The organism is Candidatus Methylomirabilis sp. (genome assembly GCF_028716865.1).
In the GTDB taxonomy this organism is placed as follows: domain Bacteria; phylum Methylomirabilota; class Methylomirabilia; order Methylomirabilales; family Methylomirabilaceae; genus Methylomirabilis.
Genome location: NZ_JAQUOY010000001.1, coordinates 151,307 through 171,595, shown reverse-complemented (window position 1 = coordinate 171,595; position 20,289 = coordinate 151,307). Strand labels below are relative to the sequence as shown.

Below are 20,289 nucleotides of genomic sequence, written 5' to 3'. Positions count from 1 at the left end.
CGGGCCACCCTACATCGCCTGCCGCAACAGGGCGGCTGCTTCCTCAGGTGGAACCGGGTTGACAAAGAGCCGCGCACCCCATCCGAACCCTGCCACAGCCGCGGTCTTCGGCAACACCTCAAGATGCCAGTGATAGTCATTGGTATGTGGTTCGTCAAACGGGGCGGTGTGGAGGGCTATGGTGCAGGATTGGTTGCCGAGGACCTTCCCGATCATCTGCATCATCCGCTTCATGAGGCCGGCGAGATCGACCAATTCCTTATCGTTGATGCTCGCGAAGTCAGAGGCGTGACGGAGGGGTAGCACCCACGTCTCGAAAGGAAAGCGAGAGGCGAAAGGCGCCAGCATCACGAAGTGGTCGGTCTCATCCACCCTTCTGACGCGGGAGACCCGCTCATGGAGCATGATGTCGCAAAAGGCGCAGCGGTCCTTTCTCGCATAGAATTCCCGACAGCCGCGTAACTCCTCTTCAATCCCGTACGGAACGAACGGGAAAGCCAGCACATGGGAATGGGGGTGCCGGAAGATGCTCGCTGCGTCTGCATGGTTCTTCACCACGATCAGCGATCGAAATCGCTCATCCAGGCGCAGGTCCAGGCTTCGCAGCCTATAGGCGTGCAGGACCCGCTCCAACTGTTGCTCCGGGAGTTCTGCCCACGTTAAATGATGCTGTGGAGTCTCTACGACGATCTCATGAGCCCCCACAGCGTTCATCACGTCGAAGGGCCCCTCCGGCCTTCGATCGAAATCACCCTCTATCCGACAAAGAGGGTGCAGGTCCGGGATGACTCGAACCAGCCAACCAGGCTGATTCCGCTGGCGCGAAGACTCGCCAAATGCCGCAATTTCTGGCGGGGTCATCAGCTCATTGCCTGGGCAGAACGGACATGGTTCAGAGAGCTCTGGAGGTGGCTGCGCCTCTACTTTCAGGGCCGCCTCTCGATCTGGCCGCTCTGGGTCGATAATTACCCAACGATTCGTCACGGGATCGCGCCGCAACTCACCCATATCTCTCCTTATGCCACCGCAAAAGGACGCAGCCTGCACGGGTGGTGGCACACCGCGCCTCCAGCCGTCGGCTACAGCGCATCTTTGACCTCCACCGTCCACTCACTGCTGCGCCGGCAACGTAGGGTCGTTACCCCACTCGCTCCATGAGCGGTCGTACCCTCGAACGTCCGGATATCCGAGGAGTCGGAGCGTAAAGTAGGTGACGGCTCCGCGATGCATGGTTTGGCAGTAGCTCACGATCGTTTTGTCCTTCGTCACCCCTGCCTGGCTATAGAGGGCCAGGAGTTCATCGGCCGGCTTGAATGTCTTGCCGCCGGTCAGGTTTCGCGTCCACTCAATGTTGACGGCCCCTGGGATGTGACCCCCCCGCTTAGCCCGCAGATCCTCACCACGAAACTCACCGGATGACCGGGCGTCCACCAAGGCAAGATTCGGCTTTCCCAGATTGGCCACGATCCAACTCGCCGGCGCGACTCGTTGGGTCTCAGTATGGACCCGGTACACCGTCGTACTCACCTGTGGCAGCATAGTAGAGAGGGCCCGCTTCTCGGCTGCCCACTTCGCGATACCTCCATTCAAAAGCGCCACCTTTTTGTGGCCGGCATATTCGAGGGTAAAGAAAAGACGCGATGCGTTGAGCCCTCCCTGGTCGTCATACACAACCACCATCGTCTCATTGGTGATGCCAAGCTGCCCCATACGCTCCTCGATTTCATAATCGGGGGGCAGGGCGAAGCCGGACTCCTTCAAGATCAGACGGGCCTGATTGACCGCAAGGTGAACCGCGCCCGGAATGTGTCCGGCCGCGTACTCCTCTGTGCTGTTGCGCATATCGATAATCCGCAGATCCCGGTCATTGAGGTGTGTGGCTAACCAGTCGGTGTCCACGAGAAACTGTGGGTTACCATAGTCCACAGCCAGGGTCAACCCTGGGGTCGCGACGAGCAGCATCATTACTGCCACCGCTGCCATCACCATTCGTTTCATCGCTTCCCTCCTATACCAGGTACTGCGGGAGAGTCATCCGGTTCGCCACCTCTGTTTGCCAAACAGCCTACTCTCAAAAGCATTATAGATTCCCACCAAGACTTGACGCAAGGGCGATGTCTACCTGACGCCGGCAAATAGTATTGCGTCTTCCCCAACGCGAGAGACCTCACCCCGCCCCGCGGACAATGAGGACAGGGCGATCGGCTGACCGCAACACATGCTCTGCCACCGAGCCCAGGAGCAGGTGAGCTATCCCGGAATGGCCATGGGATGCCATCACGATGAGGTCTACATCCAGGGCCGTAGCCTCCTGGCAGATCGCCTCGTGGACCAGCAAAGGGGTCTCTACCACCCGTACCTCCGTTGTCACCATCTTCTCTGCGCGGGCCTCCGCAGGCACAAGTGATTCCAGCGAGCGGAGCATTGTCTGCCGGAGTTCTGCTCGCTCCTGCCCCGAGAGCGCGCTCCATGGCGAGTAATGGGCGTAGAGGGGGTTCGGCGGCCCGTGCACTTCAGTCACATGGCAGAGGATGATAGTCCCGCCCTGTTCCATGAGAACAGCATACGCGAAGGGGATGGCGGCGTTTCCGAGGAGCGAGAAATCCGTTGTTACCAGCAGTTTCCGATACCTCGGTATCATGGTATGTCGGCTCCTTCCGTCAAGCAGGTTATGCTACTATCCGCTAGAAAGATCGTCCTGAGGACTCCTGGCGTGCCTGTCAGGTTAACATCCGAGAAAGCTTCCCAAGTATAACCTCCATCGCCGCCTTTGTGAAGAAGACACAGTCACTGGACTACTGAGATACGGCTTTCCTCGCTTAATTGATGGGTCTTATGGGGTCGAAGGGATGGCCCTTGAAAATAATCGAGCATCGCACCATATTAATAGTGAGGAAGCCCTAGTGAGTTGGGCAATGGCCGAAGAAACCGCGAGCAAGCCTTAAGTAGGTGGGCTTGCAGAGCAAGAGGGCTTAGCCCCGGACCAGAACCCGCTCGAGTGAGGCTTCCTCGAGAGAGCCATAAGGTGTCGGGCTTCTGCCCGGAGGTGATGTAACTTCTGACGCCTTGTGGCTTTTGCTTTTCCTCAGGCTTTCCGGCACAGCCCACATAACTCCGGCCTTGACGCAACTTGCCGCCCTTGGTAGAGTCCGTGCGTGAGACAAGGAAAGATCCAATGAACACTGCCTACCAAGTTCGCATATTTCGGTAATCGTCAGATCCGTTTCCAGGCCAGGAGGGCGTAAGAACAGATGCAACAGGCTCAAGTGACGGAGGGGATCCGCCTGAAGGTGGCCGAGGCAGGCCAGGAAGACGTCGGCCGCGGGATTGTCCGCGTCAGCGATGCGGCCTTTGCCGTCCTGGAGCTGGAGCGGGGTGAGATCGTCTCCATTATCGGAGAGCGGGAAACGGCTGCCCTGGTGGCGGCGGCTCGCTCGGCCGATCAAGGCCTGGACGTGATCCGAGTCGATGGCGTGATTCGCACCAATGCCCATGCCAGTATAGGGGATTACGTGCAGGTGCGAAAGGCTCCCTGGCGGGATGCGCAGAAGGTGACGCTGGCGCCCGCTCGCAAAGGCTTGCGCGCCGTCGCTCCGGGCGAGGTGCTCCGCCAGGCGCTCCTCTACCGTCCTGTGGTTCGTGGCGACCTGATCTCGGTCGGAACAGCCTCACGCTCAAAGGAGATCGTCCCACCCGGGATGTATCCGGAGGAGCTCTTCCGAGGCTTACTCGGCTCCCTGGCGATCGGGCTTGGCGAGGTGCGCCTGGTCGTCGCCGGCACCGTCCCGTCCGGCATTGTGCGCATCAATCCCCAAACCGAGGTGGAACTCCTGCCGGAGTACGTGGAGACCAAGGAGACCCGCCTCCCGGATATCACCTACGACGACATCGGCGGGCTGGGCGAGGTGATCAGTGAAATTCGGGAGGTCGTCGAACTACCGCTCAAGCATCCGGAGCTGTTCGATCGGCTTGGAATCGCACCGCCCAAGGGCGTGCTTCTGCACGGTCCGCCGGGGACCGGCAAGACCCTCCTGGCCCAGGCCTTGGCCAATGAGGCCAAGGCTCACTTCGCCACCATCAATGGACCAGAGATCATGGGGCGATTCTATGGCGAATCGGAGGAACGGCTGAGAGCCATCTTTCAGGAGGGGCAAGACAACCCACCCGCCATCATTTTCATCGACGAGCTTGATTCCATCGCCCCCAAGCGTGAGGCGGTGATGGGTGAAGTGGAACGGCGGGTCGTAGCCCAGCTTCTGACATTAATGGATGGCCTCATGCCACGCGGCAACGTGATTGTCATCGGGGCCACGAACCGAGTCGGCGCGATCGATCTGGCATTGCGCCGCCCAGGCCGCTTCGACCGAGAGATTGAGCTGCGTGTGCCGGACCGCAATGGGCGGCGCCAGATCCTCACGATCCACACGCGGGCCATGCCGCTTGCCCCGGACGTAAACCTGGATTGGGTGGCGGACCTTACGCATGGATGCGTCGGATCAGATCTGGCTGCCCTCTGTCGTGAGGCCGCCCTGAATGCGTTGCGGCGCGTTCTCCCGGATCTGGATTTGAGGCTTGAGACGTTCCCGGCCGAGGTGTTGCAGCGCCTGGTCGTCACTCATGAGGACTTCAACCAGGCCTTGCGGCGGATCCGCCCTTCTGCCCTTCGGGAGTTGTTCATCGAGGTCCCTCGGGTCACCTGGAACGATGTCGGCGGCCTGGCCGACGTGAAAAGGGCCCTTCGGGAGTCTGTGGAGCTGCCTCTGACCCATCCTCAGGCCTTCGAGCGCCTCGGCATCAAGCCACCAAAAGGGGTCCTGCTCTATGGTCCGCCGGGGACCGGCAAGACGCTTCTGGCCAAGGCGGTCGCCAACGAGGCAAAGGCCAACTTCATGCTGGCCAAAGGGAGCGACCTGCTCTCTAAGTGGTACGGCGAGTCGGAGCAGCGGATTCGAGAGTTCTTCGCCAAGGCCCGCCAAGTGGCCCCCGCCATCGTGTTCTTCGACGAGGTGGATGCCCTTGTGCCGCGACGTGGGACGGCGGCAGGCGAACCGCACGTCACCGAGCGGATCGTGAACCAACTCCTCTCCGAGTTGGACGGCCTGGAGGAACTGCGCGGAGTGGTCATCCTGGGGGCCACGAACCGGCCCGATCTCATCGATCCGGCGCTCCTGCGGCCAGGGCGCTTCGATGCGCTGGTGTACGTTCCGGTCCCGGATGCCGCCGCCCGCCACGAAATCCTTGCTGTGCACACCCATCGTATGGCCCTCGCCGATGATGTGGACCTGAAGGATCTTGTCCGCAGGACCGACCACTTTACCGGGGCCGACCTGGCCTTAGTCTGTATGCGGGCTGCCCAGCTTGCCCTGCGGAAGGACCTGGAGGCCAAGGCGGTCACACACGCCGACTTCCTGGCCGCTCTTGCCGAGACACTCCCGTCTGTCACCGAGACAATGGAGCGGGAGTACGCCGAGGTCGGCAAGCGCCTGCGCCAGATTGTGCCACAACAGGACTCCACGCTCGGCCACTATCTATAGGAAGTCCGACAGACCCAACCGCTGGTTAGCCAGACTGCCCACCGTTGACACATCTACGCGGGTGTGATTATAATGTAATTACCTTGATGGGAGGTGTGCGCTCATGAAGACTCGCTTGGTTCGCATCGGCAATTCTCGCGGCATCCGCTTGCCAAAGCCCATCATCGAGGAGGCCGGCCTCACCGATGAGGTAGAGGTTCGGGTACGAGAGGGGGCTATCATCATCGCGCCCTCAGCAACCCCACGCTCAGGATGGGCGGAAGCAGCCAAACAGTTGCGCGAGCGAGACGAAGACAGTTTACTTAATCCGCCTACTCCGACACATTTTGATGAGCAGGAGTGGGAGTGGCGGTGGTAACCTTCGAGGCCATCCGTCGCGGTGAGGTCTTCCTGGTTGATCTGAATCCTACACGAGGCAGTGAGATTCAGAAGACCCGGCCTTGTGTCGTCGTTTCCCCGGACGAACTCAATGAGCACCTGCGCACCGTGATCGTCGCACCGCTGACCACGGGCGGTCAGGCGTACCCATTTCGCGTGCCATGCCGTTTCGGAGGGCGGGTGGGTCGCATCGTGCTCGACCAGATTCGCACGGTCGATCGCGAACGCCTGGTGCGCCGACTCGGACAGTTGTCGCCCGCCACACTGGGCCGGACGCTTGCGGTTCTGCAAGAGATGTTTGCGCCATGAGCCCGCTACCCAACTCACTACGGCAATCGAGCGTAGGTTGATACGAGGCCAGCGAGCAGTCCTAGGCGACATCGCATACTCAATCATCGGCCAGACAACATCCCGGAGGAAGAAACCATGGCGGTCAATTTTATTTCCGTGACCATCCAGAAACCTGAATCGATCAATCTGATCCTGGGACAAGCCCACTTTATCAAGACTGTTGAGGACCTGCACGAAGCCCTTGTGACGGCTGTGCCTGGTATCGCCTTTGGCCTCGCCTTCTGCGAGTCGTCAGGGCCGTGCCTGGTGCGATGGAGCGGGACCGACCAGGCGCTGGTAGAGCTGGCGCGCAACAACGCCTACGCGATCGGGGCCGGTCACAGTTTTCTGATCTTCCTTCAGAACAGCTTTCCGATCAACGTCCTGCCAGTGATTCGCCAGGTGCCGGAGGTCTGCGGTATCTATTGCGCAACTGCCAATCCGGTAGAGGTGATACTGGCTGAAACGGCCACCGGACGTGGTATCGTCGGGGTCGTAGATGGGTTGGCGTCGAAGGGGATTGAGCAGGAGACCGACATCACCGAACGAAAGGCACTGCTCCGCCGGTTCGGCTATAAACTGTAAGGGCATACGAGGTGTGCGAGTCACGTTACCGGGGCCGCCACAGTACGTGAGCGCATTCCAGTGGGATCGCAACGCCGTCGCAGTGCGGCATGACTCGCGCCGTATAGTCCGCTGAAGGGCGAGCAGCAGATACAGCCGCGCTGTACACGTAGCCGCCTGACGCGCCGGCCAGTTGACGAATGCGCTTCATCTCCTGCCGCACGGGAGCACTGCCCATGACGTCGTCGGCGTACAGCTCTACCCGCACCGCCTTAGGGTCGAGGTCATTGAGACAGACCTGAACTTCAAATACGTGCTGCTCGTCACGAGTCTCAACCTTCACTTCGCCGAAGTGTAGCGAGGCCCATTTCTGCTCCAGACTGTGCAGCCAATCGACCATCTGCCTTCCCACTGCGCCTTGATCGGCAGCGCGCTCACGAAAGGCTAACGCAGCCGGAAGGTAGTGTTGCTCGGTGTATTCGCGCACCGTGCGGTTGGCGGAGAAGCGCGGTGTCAACCGCGCCATGCTTTCCCGCATGCGCGCCACCCAGGCGGTGGGGATGCCCTCCCCATTGCGGGTGTAAAACTCGGGAACCACCTGGCGTTCGAGCAGATCGTAGAGCGCTGCGGCTTCAACCGCGTCCCAGGCAGTATCCTCGTCATGCTCCTGACCATCCCCCAACGCCCACCCCACTTCAGGGGTGTAGGCTTCCGCCCACCAGCCGTCCAATTCCGACAGATTGATGCCGCCATTGACGAGCACCTTCATGCCGCTCGTTCCACAGGCCTCCCAGGGTCGTCGTGGGGTGTTGATCCAGACGTCCACCCCCTGCACCAGGCGCTCCGTTAACAACATGTCGTAGTCGCTCAAGAAGACGATGTGGGGTCTGGCATCTGGCTGGCGGATGAAATGTATCCATTCATGGATCAAGGCCTGCCCCGCCCGGTCGTCCGGATGGGCCTTGCCGGCGATGATGAGTTGCACCGGTCGCTCTGGATTGGTTAACAGGCGAAGCAGTCGCTCCGGGTCGTGCAGCAGCAGATTCGGTCTCTTGTAGGTCGCGAAGCGCCGCGCAAAGCCTAGTGTCAAGGCGTGGGGATCAAATAGATGTGTCGCCCCGTCAACCGCCTCGGGCGACGCGCCGGAGGCGGCCAGTTGCCGGGACAACCGCTCCCGAGCGTATTCTATGAGAGACTGGCTGGCAGCGGTGCGAAATTGCCAGAGCCTGGAATCGGAGATACGGCGAATGTCCTGATCCAGGGTTTCTGTTGTCCTCAGCCAGCGGTCTTTTCCACAGGCCTTCGTCCACAGATCGTCGGCTGCCGCCGAGTCCCAACTCGGCATATGAACTCCGTTGGTCACGTGTCCAACCGGCACGTCGTCTTGCGGCCAGTGCGGAAAGAGAGACTCAAAGAGGAGCCGGCTCACCTTCCCATGCAATCGACTCACGCCATTGACCGCCCCGCTTCCGCGGATCGCCAGATAGGCCATGTTGAAACGTTCCGACGAGTCGTCCGGGTTCTGCCGGCCCAGGGCCAGCAAATCGTGGAGTGTGATGCCAAGCTTCTGCTCGGCGTAGCCACCGAGGTATTGCTTGATGAGGGCAGGATCGAAGCGGTCAAAGCCGTCGGCTACTGCCGTGTGGGTGGTGAAAAGGTTTCCCGCTCGCGTAACGGCTAGTGCCACGTCGAAGGGCTGCCCCGTCTCTTTCATGAAGCTCAGGGCGCGTTCCAACACGGCGAAGGCTGCATGTCCTTCATTCAGGTGACAGACTTCCGGCTGGATGCCGAGCGCGCTGAGCAGCCGCCATCCGCCGATCCCGAGGAGTAGTTCTTGCTTGAGGCGCAGTTCCGGCCCCCCTCCATAGAGTTCGCTTGTGATCCCTCGATGAGCGGGAAAGTTCGCCGCGTCATTGCTGTCCAGCAGGTAGAGTTGTACTCTGCCGACCTGGACCTGCCAGGCGCGCAGCCAGACCGAGTAACTGGGTAAAGCGATCTCCAACCGCAACCACTCCCCGTTCGGGTGGCGTAACGGCGTGATCGGCAGTTGTCCTGGATCGTTATATGGAAAGAGGGCTTGTTGCGCGCCGTCCTCGTCGATGACCTGCCGAAAATAGCCTTGCTGGTAGAGCAGTCCCACGCCGATCACCGGTACGCCCAGATCGCTGGCGGATTTGAGCTGATCGCCGGCCACATTGCCAAGCCCGCCCGAATAGATAGGGAGCGCTTCGCTCAACATGAATTCCATGCTGAAATACGCGACACAGGTCAGAGGAGACTGCGGGTAGGTGTGCTGAAACCACGCGGACGCCTCGGCCACTTGCCGCTTGGCTTGTACAAGTTCATCGACGCTTTTGTGGAACATAGGATCGGCCAGCACGCGCTCGAGCTGGTCCCGCGAGACCGTCTGCAAGACGACCCATGGGTTATGCGTGAGTTCCCAAAGCGCGGGATCAAGCTGCCGCCACACTTCGTCGGCGGCATGGTTCCACGACCAGCGCATATCCAAGGCCAGCTCGGCAAGGGCATCGAATCCCTCGACTTCCATAGGGAGAAGGTTGTAGATTGGATGGCTGGTACGGGTGTGTTTACCCATAGACTCTCCTTTAATGGTGTCTCGGAGAGAATCCCACACTGCTGCGGGGACGCTGCCAAAGCGTCGATAGTTTGGCGGGTCTTCCTGCAAGAGGGCTTACTTTCCGGGCCTTATCTTTTGAGCTATGCATTCGAATGATGCCGTCTCTCGTCCCTAAGGGCGAAACGGCCCCTTAAGGCACTTTCGCCCAAGGGGCCGCAGAGACTTACTCATCACGCTGGACGCTGGAAGTATTCGCCTGCATCTCTTTGCCAACCGTCACCTGTTCCGCTTTCAGTGCATCATACTACTCCATGGCTTCCCGCTCTCTGAAAGCAAGACCTTCCGCCTGAGCCTTTGTGTACTCAATTTACGCGGCCTGTTCGTGCACGATCGTGCACATCTCATGTACCTGAGCGCCCGTTATCCGAAGAAAGTCCTTGGACGCAATTCGGATCACCTCGTGGTGGCTTCCCGCTGGGAAGGCGATCATCGTCTCCTTCGTTAAGTGCTGATCGCAGTATACCGGGATCCCGTAGAGGTTGCCGAAGGCAGGCATGGCTCCAGGCTCGCAGCCGGCAAATGTCTGCGCGAAATCGGCCTCCGGGTCCAGACTCGCCGTACTGTCGTTCAAGACTTGCCGCACCCGAACGACATCCAATCGACACTTGGCCGGCAGGACCGCCATCGTCAGGCCTTGCCGCCCTTTCAGAATGACCACCTTGGCATAGGCTCGACCGGGGATATGGGTGGCGCCGGCCACCTCCTGAGCCGTGTACACCTCCCTGTGGGGAATGATCTCGTACCGTACCTGCTGCTGATCCAACCACTCGCGCATCCGTGCTGGAATTGTCATGATCGCACCTCCTGCCCGCAGGCGATAGCCTCTGTACCGAGACCTCTGCGCGCCGTTACGATGGTCTTACACCCGACTCGATCGTGACCGATAGCGACAGGTTAATGTGATGAGGTCGTTGGTCCGCTCACGTCAGGATTCCACGCGCGTCCTCGCCGACGCTCTCTTTATCCTGACCTTCCCGCCTCCTGATCCGTTCCCCTTTGGAAGTACAACGGTCAGCATACCGTCTTTCATCTCCGCCTGAGCCTTCTCCGGAATGACCGTGCTCGGCAACGCCATTGACCGGTACAGCTCCCCTCGATGAAACTCGCAGAAGTGGCAGGCCCCCTCTTCTTTCCTGTCTTCGTGCGCTGTGGCCGCTCGCACTGTCAGGTGGTTGGGTTCAACCAGCACCTTTACATTCCTGGCAGTCAGGCCGGCCAGGGCGAAGCTGACTCGAAGCTCTCCGTCGGTCTCGACCAACTCCGCGCACGGTCGCCACAGCAGCTCCTTTTCGGCCTGCAGCCAATACTCACACTCGCGGCCGGCTTGCCAACCCTGATCTCTGAAGAGCTCATGGGCGCGCTCAGACACTCGCCGCTCGACCTCAAGCAGCTCGCTCAGCAACGAACCAACCTTCTTGACCGACTTGACCGGAACTTTCTGACCTGCCATCTCTCACCTCCTCTGTGAAGCATTTCCCGTCGCCTGCCTCGACTTCGGGAACTTGCACCATCAGACCATCACCGGACAGTCGATGGCACCATCCACCTCGAGATTTTGATGCATCTCGCCGAGCGACACATTCTTGCCGCCCACCAGCGAGATGTCCGTGAGGTCGATCTCATCAAACCAGCGCACGAAGTCATCCATCGGACTGCTCGTCATTCTAATCTGAGCGGGACGGCGCCGGACTCTCCGCTCCGTAGGCCTTCGCCTGCTCCGCCATCTCGCGCAGCCGCCCATGTACCAGCGCATTCACGCTTCCTTCGGGAAAGGTCCCATCCGGACCGCACTCGCCCGCTTGCCGCCCGGTCAGTAAGGCAATTCCCTCATCGATGGTATGAATGGGAAAGATCTGAAATTGTCCCGCGGCGACCGCTTCCACGACGTCCTCCCTGAGCATGAGGTGTCGGACATTGCTTGCCGGGATCAGGACCCCCTGTTCTCCTGTCAGCCCCCTCGCGCGGCAGACATCAAAAAATCCTTCGATCTTGGCGTTAACGGCCCCGATAGCCTGAACCACTCCTTGCTGATTAACCGATCCCGTAACCGCAAATCCCTGCTTGATCGGTAGCCCCGACAGGCTTGAGAGGATCGCGTACAGCTCCGCTGAGGAGGCGCTGTCGCCTTCCACCTCTTCATAGAGTTGTTCGAAGGCGAGGCTCGCCGACAAGGCAAGGGGCGCCTGCTGCACATAGCGGCCGCCGAGATAGCCTGAAAGGATCAACACGCCTTTGCTGTGAATGCGGCCACCCATTCGAGCTTCTCGCTCGATGTCGATGATGCCGCCGCGCCCGAGGAAGGTTCGCGCCGTAATTCGACTCGGCTTGCCGAAGTGATACTCCCCAAGCGGGATAATGGCAATCCCATTCACTTGACCAACTACGGCCCCATCGGTATCGACAAGCAGGGTCCGCTCAATGACCAGTTCCTGCAACTGTTCCTCAAGTCGATTGGCGCGTCGGATCTTCGCGTTAATGGCCCTCCGCACGTCCTCCGCCATGACCCGCTGATGCCCATTCTGCTCGGCCAGGAAACAGGCCTCTCGGGCCACATCCAGGAGATGATTGAACGTCGTAGCGAGCTTTTCTTGATCCTCCACCAGGCGAGAGCTGTGCTCTACCAGCTTCGCCACCGCACCTCGGTCGAACGGTTTAAGCTTCTCGGCCTCGCAACAGGTCGACAGCAAGCGGGCGAAGGTCAGGATCGTGTCAGGGGTTCGAGCCACGCGATCGCTGAATTCAGCCTGGACCTTAAACAGCTCCTGAAACTCCGGGTCGAGGGCGTGCAATAGGTAGTAGAGCCAGGGACTGCCGATGAGGACCACCTTCACATTGAGGGGAATCGGCTCGGGCTCAAGTGTCACCGTACTATAGAGGCGGAACTGTTCCCCTGGCTCTTCGATTCTGATCCGTCGGTTTTTTAGTGTCCGCTTCAGTTGGTCCCATGCAAAGAATTGCTTGAGCAGTTCCATAGCCTCCAGGACCAGGAAGCCCCCATTGGCTCGGTGCAAGGCGCCCGCCTTGGCCATCAGGAAGTTGGTGTAGAGCGCACCCATGTGGACTTGGTGTTCGACTCGCCCAAGCAGATTCTGACACGTCGGGTGCGGTTCGATTACGACCGGCGCGCCGCCATCTTCCCCATGTTCGATCAGGACATTGACCCGATACCGGTCCAAGGGGTCCAACCCTTGCCGCAGCATGGCAGTCAGTTCCGGTGGCCCTTGTGCCCCGCTTTGCTCTCGACGAAACAGATCCACATTGGCGATGACGTCCTCACGTATCGCCTCGAGGTACGCCTGGACCGTTGGGTGATCTGCGTAACGCTCTTTCACCTCCTCGATCAGGTGATCAACCGCAGAGGTTGCGACCTCCCGGTCGATCCCGTCGAGGCGATTCTTCGCCTCCCGCTCCAGGTCGCGGATTCGGCGGCGCGTGGCAGCCAGATCCTTTTGTACCTCCTCACTTCTCAGGTTGACCTGTTTCTTGGTCTCTTCATCGAGGCCTTCAAACCCCTCTGGTTTCAGCGGCTTTCCTCGAAGCATGGGAACGATGATAAAACCGCTGGCCGCCTTGGCAAGACCGAACCCCAGGGCCTCCGCGCGCTTCCGCAAGGCCTCCAGTTCGTCGCTCGTCTGTTGCTGCAACTCCTCCAGGATGATGTGGCGGTTCTGCTCATAGGCTTCGGACTCGAAGGCCCTGGGGACTCCGGTCTTCAGTTCCTCCAGGAGCCGCTCGCAGTCAGCCTGGAACAGGCGGGCGCGGCCTGACGGAAGACAGAGCGCGCGGGGGCGTTGCGGATCAGCAAAGTTATTGACATAGCACCAATCAGGAGGGGTAGGAAGCTTGGCCGCCTCGCTGGCGAGGAAGCGTTTGATCGCTGTGGTCTTGCCTGTTCCGGCAGGCCCGAGGACGAAGAGATTGAATCCTTCGCTGCGGATGCCGACACCGAAGGTAATGGCCTCGACCGCGCGGTCCTGAGCTACGACCTCCTCCAGGGGCTTCAGCTCATCAGTCCCTTCGAATGGGAGGCTCTCCGGCGTGCAGATCTTACGAAGTGCATCAGGTGTCAACGGACCGATCATCGCGTCTCACTCTCGTCGTATTGTGGCATATCTATCTCAGTTGATCTCGCCCTCTGCCTTCTTCAACTCATCCCGAATCGCTTGCCTGCCACGTTTGCGATCGTAACGGACCCGCTGCGGCTCCACCTTTGTCGGCCGATGGGGGGCCCGTCTCTTGGGTGGCTTCAGCCTGATCACCAGCTTCATCGATTATGCCTCACGATCCGGATCAAAAGGGAACCATGGCCGGCTCAATCTGCAGATTCTTCATCATGACCACGAGGTCGTGCTCCTCTCCGATCTGGTCTTTGACATAATTATAGAAGACCGCCTCCCTTTCGAATCCCAACCGCCTGAGGACATTCAGCGTACCTGTCTGATCCCTCATAATCTCAGCGACAAGAATTTCAAGACCCACCTTCTTGGCGGTTTCGATCAGCGCCTCGAGCATGAGCGTCCCAAGACCCTTCCCCCGATAATCGGTATCGACAACCAGGCGCACCTTTCCCACATGACTGGTCCAACCGAACTTTCGGCGGTGCAAGGTGGCGTCTGCCACGATAGTGTCGTCCACCTCTGCCACGAGCGGCAGGACCTTCTCGTAGTCCAACTCTTCCGCCCACGAATCGATTACCTCCCGGAGGGACACATCGTCTCGCAGAAAGAGACGATCCTCACGCGGCAGCCTGCAGAAAAATTCGTGAAGCCTTTTTGCATCCTCTTGGACCATTGGGCGAATCGTAACCTCTGTTCCGGTCTGAAGTGTGACCTGCTGTGGAAATCCGACTAGCATGAGAGAGTCTCCTTTGTCGTGTATCGTGGGGGCCGTTCTTCTGTCGTGGCCCATGCCTGTGTGTCCGTCATCACCTGCGGCCCCCGCCCTTCTGCATGGGCAAATACTGCATGAGGGCCCGCTTGATGAGTTCTGACGGGGTAATGTTACACTGATCAGCCTCTGCCAGGAGGCGGGAGATCACAGCGCGTGGAAGGCGCACGCTCAAGTCGGCGTGCGGCTCTATCGAACTGAGATCTGCCCGCGCCTCTTCTGTCCGCACCTTTGCATCGAGCGAGGCCAACGCCACATCCTCGGCATCGAGCGGCCTCTCCGCCTCTGTCCCCACATCCATCGACGGTTCAGCCGCTGTCGATCGCTCTCGCCGCTGTGGCGTCCGTCCTGAGCGCTGCCCACGAGCCGGCGTCGCCTTTGGTTTCATGCGGTTCCCTCCTGATAACGAAGTCCTTTCGCCGGATCGAAGCGGCGAACGATCCCCTTCCTCGCCTCTTCCAGAAGAAGCAGCAGCATCGCACAGCCGATCAGAAGCCACCAGAACCCTCCCAGAAAAACGTCGGTTCCGAAGATCCGATGCCCGATCGGGCTGTAGACAATCAGGCCGAGGATGGAGAGCTCGACCCCAATACCCCATACGATGAGTCGATTCGTGAAGAGACCCGCAGAGAGGATCGATCCCCTCGGGCTCCGACACGCGTAGACATTTGCGACTTGGCACACAACGATCGCGGCAAACGCCACCGTTGTCGCCTGCCTGTAGAGCGGACTCGCGACCGGCAGGTCGATGCCCCACTCCCATCCGCTGTACGTGAGATACCAGAGTCCGGCACTCATGGCCGCAACCGCCTCGATCGGCCCGAGAAACAGGTACGATCTGATCAGCGAAGGGACATTCAACAAGCGCTCGTTTCTGGACCTTGGCGGGCGATTCATCGTGTTCGCATCAGGCGGCTCGGCCCCGAGACCAAGAGCCGGGAGCAGATCGGTTCCCAGATCAACCCCGAGAATCTGGATCACCGTCAGCAGGAGCGGGAGCCGGAAGACCACAGAGGCCAGATACGGGACCAACTCGGGCAGTGTGTGGGCCAGAATGTAATTGAGGAACTTGCGGATATTCTCGTAGACCGCCCGACCCTCTTCGACGGCGTTGACGATGGTGGCAAAGTTGTCGTCGAGCAGGACGATGTCGGCGGCCTCCTTGGCCACATCGGTCCCGGCGATCCCCATGGCGATCCCGATGTCGGCCTTCTTCAAGGCCGGCGCGTCGTTCACCCCGTCGCCTGTGACCGCCACCACCTCTCCCATCTCCTTCAGAAGCGTTACGACGCGCATCTTCTGAGTGGGGGTCATCCTGGCGAAGAGGATCTCCGGATCGGCAAGGGCGGTCTTCAGCTCCTCGTCCTGCATCCGTTCGATCCGGCTCCCCTCAAGAACCGACGCCTGCTCGTTCCGGACCATCCCGATGGCCCGCGCGATGGCCAGCGCCGTGCGGCTGTTGTCCCCGGTAATCATGATCGGCTTGATCCCGGCCTTCCTGCATCGGGCCATCGCCTCGGCAACTTCCGGCCTGGGTGGATCGATCATGGCCACCAACCCCACAAAGGTCAAATCCCGCTCCGCTTCTTCCATCAACGGCAGCCGACCGGCCTCCGGCAACTCCCGGTAGGCCAGGGCGAGGACCCGCAGGGCCGATCCGGCAAACAGATTCAGCCGCTCCATGATTGCCTCACGATCAACCCCTTCCAGCGGAACCGCGCGCCCATCGTGGAGGATAGAGCGACAGATGGGCAGCACTGTCTCCGGAGCGCCTTTCACGTAGGCTACCTTGCTCGACGACGACGCCCCGTGAATCGTGGTCATCCGCTTTCGGTCGGCATCGAACGGAAACTCCCCAACTCGAGGCGCTACATCTGGTCCGTTCGGCACCAACCCACCCGCACACTGCAGTAAGGCGATCTCTGTCGGGTCACCGACGAACGTCGATCCCGAGTCATCCTGGTTACGACGACGACTGGCGTTGTTGCACCCGACGGCGATGGCGAAGAGCGGCGCCCACTGCCTCAGTAGTTCAGGAGCCACTGGTTCGCCTATCTCTGTGGTCACGGAACTGCCCGAGACTCGAATCTCGCGACCGTCGATATAGAGACGTGTCACCGCCATTCGATTCTCCGTAAGAGTCCCGGTCTTATCGGTACAGATTACCGTAGCGCATCCCAGCGTCTCTACCGATACCAGGTTCTTTACCAAGGCCTTCCGTTTGGCCATCCGCTGCCCTCCCACCGCCAATGCGAGGGTCACCGTAGGAAGGAGGCCTTCCGGGACGTTGGCAACCAGGACTCCTACCGCAAAGACAAAATTCTCCCAGAAGCTCCGACCGATCAGCACCCCGAACCCGAAGAAAGCGAGCCCGATGCCCGTAGAGACCGCCGCGATCAGTCGGGTAAGTTTTCGGATCTCCTGCTGCAGCGGGCTGATCTCAGCCTCGATCCCCGACGTCAGATGGGCGATCCTGCCGAACTCCGTATTCATCCCCGTGGCGAAGACGATCATCCTCGCCGTCCCTGAGAGGACGGTCGTACCGGCAAACACGACGTTGGCGCTCTCGACAAGCGGCCCCTCCGCCGCGGCCTCGGATGTGCGGCTCTTAGGAATCGATTCGCCCGTCAGCGGCGCGTTGTCGACACGGAACTGGACCGCGGCGATCACCCGCCCATCGGCAGGCACCCGATCGCCCTCAGCCAGGATCGCGAGATCACCGGGCGCCAGATCGGATGCCGGAACCTCCGTGATCTCGCCGGTCCGAACAACCTTTACGCGCATCGGCAGGAGGCGCCGTAAGGCCATGATCGCCCGCTCTGCCTTATACTCCTGCGCAAAGGAGAAGAGGGCATTCACTCCAATCGCCCCGATAATGGCCCAGCCGAGCAGATCCATCCCTTCGCCCGGCCTCATCCGGTCCGCCACGAACGCCAGCGCCGCTGCCGCCCACAGCAGAAGCGCCAGAAAGTGCGTACACTGCCGCCCCAGCATGGCAAGGACCGGTATTGTGTCTGCGGCCTGAAGTTCGTTGGGGCCGAATTCGCTGAGCCGCCTCGCTGCCTCGGCCTCGCTCAACCCCTGATCGGTGGTTCCAAGGGCCTTCAGCGCCTCTTCGACCGACAGACGGTGAATCTGCATAGTCGCTCATCTCCCGCCCGTAAGATCTCAGATCTCAGGCCGCGGCGGGACGGAAGAGCATCAGGTCACACGGGCTCTTCCGCACTAGATGGTCAACGGTCCCGCGACGCAGCCACTGCAGGAAGCTCTGCGGCCCCTTCGTTCCCAAAAAGATGAGATCATGGCGCCTGGCGGCAGCCTCAGCCGTGATGCCCGGGCCGTGGCGACCGCCCCACGAAACCCGAGTCCCCGGCGCCAGGCCACGGCGGGCGAGCGCGGTGATAAACGGATGCAGCGTGCGTTCCGCCTGTTCCGGTGTCTCCTCGCCAAAGCGCGGGCGATTGAACAGTCGCGTCAGCGGCTGCCTCAACCGGAAGAGAACGACGCGGGCATGCCAGAACTCGCCGAGATGAGCCAGAAGATCGGCCGCCGCCTCGAGGCCACCGCCTTCAAACTCACCGCCGTAGACCGGAACCAGAATCTCGTGCGGTGACGCCATCTTTCCGGGATGGACCACCCGCACCAACAGCATGGCGCAGGGGACCTCCCGGAGGAGGCGACGCGCCACCTCCGGTCCGGTTACGGACGCCATGGCCAGTGTAATCCCTTCGCGCGCCACGTAGTCCCGCATCACTCGGATCGGATCACCGATCTCTACCACGCTTCGCGAGGTAAGACCAAGGGCATGCGCCTGCCGAAGCAGGCGCAGCAGCGACTCCTCGGCGCGTTTCATCGCGGGCGCCGATTGGTCGCCCGCGACAAAGAGCAGATCGAGTTCCGCACCAAGGGCCTTGGCGAGGGCGAGGGCGTAGCGCGCTCCCGCTTCTGCGGCGAATGAACCATCTACCATCATCAAGATCTTCTGCATGACGACACTCGTGTCCACCGTCGGATATCCGCTGGCTATGGTCCCCCTTACCCTCTCCCCCCAAATGTGGGGAGAGGGGACTTATACTACGAGTGCACGAACTCGCCGACAACCTGGGGATAGCCGCGCTCCTCCAACGCTCTGACGACGGGATCCGGATTGATGGTCCGAAGCCTCAAGATCACAAGACGCCTTGCTCCTTCACGAGCCGGCAGCGTCACGAGACTGGCAATCTCCACCTGCTGCCCTTCGACGATCCCGATCACCTCGGTGAGTGTTCCCGGACTTGCGGGAATCTCGATCTCAATGCGAGACCCGGTCTGTGTCGCCCCCATCATCTCAGTGATGACACCAAGGACATCGGTCTCGGTAATCATTCCGACCAGCCTTCCCTCCTGGACGACCGGCAGCGCGCCGATACGCTTCTGGCTCATCAGACTGGCTGCCTCCTCGATGGGGGTGAGCGGAGCAACCGTAATCACCTCCTTCGTCATGATCTCCTTGATACTCACTGCGGATGTAAAGGCTCGAAACTCCTCCGCGGTCGGATAGTCAAAGGGAGAGGGGGCGGCCTTCTTCACGTCACGATCCGACACAATCCCCACCACATGGTCGCCCTTGACCACCGGGAGATGGCGGATATTGAACCGCTTTAACGTTGTCAGCGCATGATCCAGTGTATCGGACTGTGCGACACTCACCAGTGAGCGCCTCATTCGATCCTTCACTCGCATCGTCGGCTCCTTTCCTTGGCCTCAACAAACCGGATACTTCCCCTCGGTTAGTTCCATACAAAAATTGTCCAAGCGGTTCAGTTCTTGATCGATCACCAGCGTACATTCCTGCTTGATCCGCTCACACTCCGCATCAGACGCCTGGATCAGTTGGACCGCTACCCACGGCTGATCGACCGGGTGGCCGATCTGACCCACAAGCCAGACATAGACCTCGCGCACCCCATCGACCTGTCGATAGATCTGATCGGCCATCCGATGCGACAGAACATTGTAGATCTTACCGATGTGGCTGACCGGATTCTTCCCGGCCGCCGCCTCTCCGCTCACCGGGCGGTTCAGGGGAATTACCCCATTGACACGATTGCCCCTTCCCACCTGCCCGGAATCGGCATCCTCCGCTGATGTCCCGAGCAGTGAGAGGTACATGCCACCCATCCCGCGACCCTCTCGATCAAGCGGGTTCACGACCACGTTCACGCTGTTCAGACCTGGCGAGACGGGGAGTAGTCCCTGACGTAAGGCTTGCGTAATCTCCGCCTTCTTGCGGAAATAGGCCGCTTCAGACGTAATCGCCTCGCACAGGAGCGGCATGGCGATCGTGAGGCTCAGTTCCCGATCCGCGCGCACCCCCATGACCTTCACATCCTCCCCTGTTTCAGGAAATGCCGCCTTGAAGCCGGGGGAGTTCAGGTATCGCTCCACCCAGAGGACCATCTGTTCGGTCTCGCTCAGGGGGGCGTAGCCGACGGCCGCTGAGGTGTCATTCGCTTCCCGTACCCCCTCCCGCCGGAAGATATCGGCCAACTCGTCTGAGCCCTCCGAGAGGACAACCCGGTAGCGCAGGTGCCGGTCCGGGTCCACGTGACGCAGCGACTTGCGGAACCACTCCTTCGCTGCCTCCACCGCGATCTCCTTGATCGGAACTCTCACCCTGCCGACGCGGAAGGTGGCGCGATCGCCTATCACCAACTCCATCGGTCGCAGCACACGACCTCCGCCGAGCCGCCTGCGCACCCGCCCTGCTACCAGGAGCCCCTTGTCGATATTGTTGTGGAGGATCCGGCCGAAGCGTTGTTGATATTCGGCATTGATGGCCCGCGCCACCTCCTCCATCACCGCATCGCAGATCGAGTCCGGATGACCCAACCCTTTCCGCTCGACAATCTCGATCCGCTGCTCGCCGATAGGCGGGTGTACTAATGCCTGAACAAGAATCGGCGGCATCGGTCTGCC

19 protein-coding genes are annotated in these 20,289 nt (G+C 60.5%); 4 read left to right on the top strand and 15 right to left on the bottom strand.

Annotated features, from left to right (window positions below; translation table 11 throughout):
- Window positions 1–9: 9 nt before the first annotated feature.
- The 3 genes from PHV01_RS00865 to PHV01_RS00855 all read right to left on the bottom strand — a co-directional run bounded on the left by PHV01_RS00865 (window position 10) and on the right by PHV01_RS00855 (window position 2,641).
- The gene (locus PHV01_RS00865) at window positions 10–1,008 is read right to left on the bottom strand and encodes a galactose-1-phosphate uridylyltransferase (protein WP_337289246.1); all 999 of its coding nucleotides are present in this window, start codon (window positions 1,006–1,008) and stop codon (window positions 10–12) included.
- A gap of 102 nt (window positions 1,009–1,110) precedes the next feature.
- Complete coding sequence (locus tag PHV01_RS00860) at window positions 1,111–1,998, bottom strand: sulfurtransferase (RefSeq protein ID WP_337289245.1); 888 nt, start codon at window positions 1,996–1,998, stop codon at window positions 1,111–1,113.
- 169 nt (window positions 1,999–2,167) lie between these two features.
- Window positions 2,168–2,641: a universal stress protein gene (locus PHV01_RS00855; protein WP_337289244.1), complete on the bottom strand. Its 474-nt coding sequence runs from the start codon at window positions 2,639–2,641 to the stop codon at window positions 2,168–2,170.
- A 610-nt stretch (window positions 2,642–3,251) separates the two neighbouring features.
- Here PHV01_RS00855 and PHV01_RS00850 point away from each other — a divergent pair.
- The 4 genes from PHV01_RS00850 (at window position 3,252) to PHV01_RS00835 (ending at window position 6,827) form a co-directional block, all read left to right on the top strand.
- A complete protein-coding gene (locus tag PHV01_RS00850) occupies window positions 3,252–5,534 on the top strand; it encodes a CDC48 family AAA ATPase (protein WP_337289243.1) in 2,283 nt (760 codons plus the stop codon).
- 103 nt (window positions 5,535–5,637) lie between these two features.
- A complete protein-coding gene (locus tag PHV01_RS00845) occupies window positions 5,638–5,892 on the top strand; it encodes an AbrB/MazE/SpoVT family DNA-binding domain-containing protein (protein ID WP_337289242.1) in 255 nt (84 codons plus the stop codon).
- On the top strand, window positions 5,886–6,221 hold the full coding sequence (locus PHV01_RS00840) for a type II toxin-antitoxin system PemK/MazF family toxin (RefSeq protein ID WP_337289300.1): 336 nt from the start codon (window positions 5,886–5,888) through the stop codon (window positions 6,219–6,221). Before PHV01_RS00845 ends, PHV01_RS00840 begins: the two co-directional genes overlap by 7 nt.
- A 117-nt stretch (window positions 6,222–6,338) precedes the next feature.
- Window positions 6,339–6,827: an adenosine-specific kinase gene (locus PHV01_RS00835; protein WP_337289241.1), complete on the top strand. Its 489-nt coding sequence runs from the start codon at window positions 6,339–6,341 to the stop codon at window positions 6,825–6,827.
- Between the two features lie 25 nt (window positions 6,828–6,852).
- Here PHV01_RS00835 and glgP read toward each other — a convergent pair whose 3' ends face one another.
- From glgP to PHV01_RS00775, 12 genes are all read right to left on the bottom strand, one after another.
- The gene (gene glgP, locus PHV01_RS00830; protein ID WP_337289240.1) at window positions 6,853–9,402 is read right to left on the bottom strand and encodes an alpha-glucan family phosphorylase; all 2,550 of its coding nucleotides are present in this window, start codon (window positions 9,400–9,402) and stop codon (window positions 6,853–6,855) included.
- A gap of 349 nt (window positions 9,403–9,751) precedes the next feature.
- Window positions 9,752–10,237: a YbaK/EbsC family protein gene (locus tag PHV01_RS00825; protein ID WP_337289239.1), complete on the bottom strand. Its 486-nt coding sequence runs from the start codon at window positions 10,235–10,237 to the stop codon at window positions 9,752–9,754.
- 132 nt (window positions 10,238–10,369) lie between these two features.
- Complete coding sequence (locus tag PHV01_RS00820) at window positions 10,370–10,894, bottom strand: Hsp20 family protein (protein ID WP_337289238.1); 525 nt, start codon at window positions 10,892–10,894, stop codon at window positions 10,370–10,372.
- Window positions 10,895–10,954: 60 nt separating this feature from the next.
- A complete protein-coding gene (locus PHV01_RS00815) occupies window positions 10,955–11,092 on the bottom strand; it encodes a hypothetical protein (RefSeq protein ID WP_337289237.1) in 138 nt (45 codons plus the stop codon).
- A 16-nt stretch (window positions 11,093–11,108) separates the two neighbouring features.
- A complete protein-coding gene (locus PHV01_RS00810) occupies window positions 11,109–13,526 on the bottom strand; it encodes an AAA family ATPase (protein WP_337289236.1) in 2,418 nt (805 codons plus the stop codon).
- Between the two features lie 36 nt (window positions 13,527–13,562).
- Complete coding sequence (locus PHV01_RS00805; protein ID WP_337289235.1) at window positions 13,563–13,712, bottom strand: hypothetical protein; 150 nt, start codon at window positions 13,710–13,712, stop codon at window positions 13,563–13,565.
- 22 nt (window positions 13,713–13,734) lie between these two features.
- Complete coding sequence (locus PHV01_RS00800) at window positions 13,735–14,298, bottom strand: GNAT family N-acetyltransferase (RefSeq protein ID WP_337289234.1); 564 nt, start codon at window positions 14,296–14,298, stop codon at window positions 13,735–13,737.
- Window positions 14,299–14,368: 70 nt separating this feature from the next.
- Window positions 14,369–14,719: a hypothetical protein gene (locus tag PHV01_RS00795; protein ID WP_337289233.1), complete on the bottom strand. Its 351-nt coding sequence runs from the start codon at window positions 14,717–14,719 to the stop codon at window positions 14,369–14,371.
- The gene (locus tag PHV01_RS00790; protein ID WP_337289232.1) at window positions 14,716–17,472 is read right to left on the bottom strand and encodes a cation-transporting P-type ATPase; all 2,757 of its coding nucleotides are present in this window, start codon (window positions 17,470–17,472) and stop codon (window positions 14,716–14,718) included. Before PHV01_RS00790 ends, PHV01_RS00795 begins: the two co-directional genes overlap by 4 nt.
- Window positions 17,473–17,506: 34 nt before the next feature.
- Complete coding sequence (locus PHV01_RS00785; protein WP_337289231.1) at window positions 17,507–18,319, bottom strand: universal stress protein; 813 nt, start codon at window positions 18,317–18,319, stop codon at window positions 17,507–17,509.
- Between the two features lie 86 nt (window positions 18,320–18,405).
- On the bottom strand, window positions 18,406–19,053 hold the full coding sequence (locus tag PHV01_RS00780; RefSeq protein ID WP_337289230.1) for a CBS and ACT domain-containing protein: 648 nt from the start codon (window positions 19,051–19,053) through the stop codon (window positions 18,406–18,408).
- 21 nt (window positions 19,054–19,074) lie between these two features.
- Window positions 19,075–20,280 carry a methionine adenosyltransferase gene (locus PHV01_RS00775; RefSeq protein ID WP_337289229.1) on the bottom strand — a complete coding sequence of 402 codons (1,206 nt, stop codon included), beginning with the start codon at window positions 20,278–20,280 and terminating at the stop codon, window positions 19,075–19,077.
- Between the last annotated feature and the right edge of the window lie 9 nt (window positions 20,281–20,289).

Excerpts from the sequence above, each read along its gene's own strand:
- PHV01_RS00805 (WP_337289235.1), bottom strand. The coding sequence starts at position 13,712 with ATGAAGCTGGTGATCAGGCTGAAGCCACCCAAGAGACGGGCCCCCCAT.
- PHV01_RS00780 (WP_337289230.1), bottom strand. The coding sequence starts at position 19,053 with ATGCGAGTGAAGGATCGAATGAGGCGCTCACTGGTGAGTGTCGCACAG.
- PHV01_RS00790 (WP_337289232.1), bottom strand. The coding sequence starts at position 17,472 with ATGCAGATTCACCGTCTGTCGGTCGAAGAGGCGCTGAAGGCCCTTGGA.
- PHV01_RS00825 (WP_337289239.1), bottom strand. The coding sequence starts at position 10,237 with ATGACAATTCCAGCACGGATGCGCGAGTGGTTGGATCAGCAGCAGGTA.
- PHV01_RS00775 (WP_337289229.1), bottom strand. The coding sequence starts at position 20,280 with ATGCCGCCGATTCTTGTTCAGGCATTAGTACACCCGCCTATCGGCGAG.
- glgP (WP_337289240.1), bottom strand. The coding sequence starts at position 9,402 with ATGGGTAAACACACCCGTACCAGCCATCCAATCTACAACCTTCTCCCT.
- PHV01_RS00800 (WP_337289234.1), bottom strand. The coding sequence starts at position 14,298 with ATGCTAGTCGGATTTCCACAGCAGGTCACACTTCAGACCGGAACAGAG.
- PHV01_RS00860 (WP_337289245.1), bottom strand. The coding sequence starts at position 1,998 with ATGAAACGAATGGTGATGGCAGCGGTGGCAGTAATGATGCTGCTCGTC.
- PHV01_RS00810 (WP_337289236.1), bottom strand. The coding sequence starts at position 13,526 with ATGATCGGTCCGTTGACACCTGATGCACTTCGTAAGATCTGCACGCCG.
- PHV01_RS00815 (WP_337289237.1), bottom strand. The coding sequence starts at position 11,092 with ATGGATGACTTCGTGCGCTGGTTTGATGAGATCGACCTCACGGACATC.
- PHV01_RS00855 (WP_337289244.1), bottom strand. The coding sequence starts at position 2,641 with ATGATACCGAGGTATCGGAAACTGCTGGTAACAACGGATTTCTCGCTC.
- PHV01_RS00865 (WP_337289246.1), bottom strand. The coding sequence starts at position 1,008 with ATGGGTGAGTTGCGGCGCGATCCCGTGACGAATCGTTGGGTAATTATC.
- PHV01_RS00845 (WP_337289242.1), top strand. The coding sequence starts at position 5,638 with ATGAAGACTCGCTTGGTTCGCATCGGCAATTCTCGCGGCATCCGCTTG.
- PHV01_RS00820 (WP_337289238.1), bottom strand. The coding sequence starts at position 10,894 with ATGGCAGGTCAGAAAGTTCCGGTCAAGTCGGTCAAGAAGGTTGGTTCG.
- PHV01_RS00850 (WP_337289243.1), top strand. The coding sequence starts at position 3,252 with ATGCAACAGGCTCAAGTGACGGAGGGGATCCGCCTGAAGGTGGCCGAG.
- PHV01_RS00785 (WP_337289231.1), bottom strand. The coding sequence starts at position 18,319 with ATGCAGAAGATCTTGATGATGGTAGATGGTTCATTCGCCGCAGAAGCG.
- PHV01_RS00835 (WP_337289241.1), top strand. The coding sequence starts at position 6,339 with ATGGCGGTCAATTTTATTTCCGTGACCATCCAGAAACCTGAATCGATC.
- PHV01_RS00795 (WP_337289233.1), bottom strand. The coding sequence starts at position 14,719 with ATGAAACCAAAGGCGACGCCGGCTCGTGGGCAGCGCTCAGGACGGACG.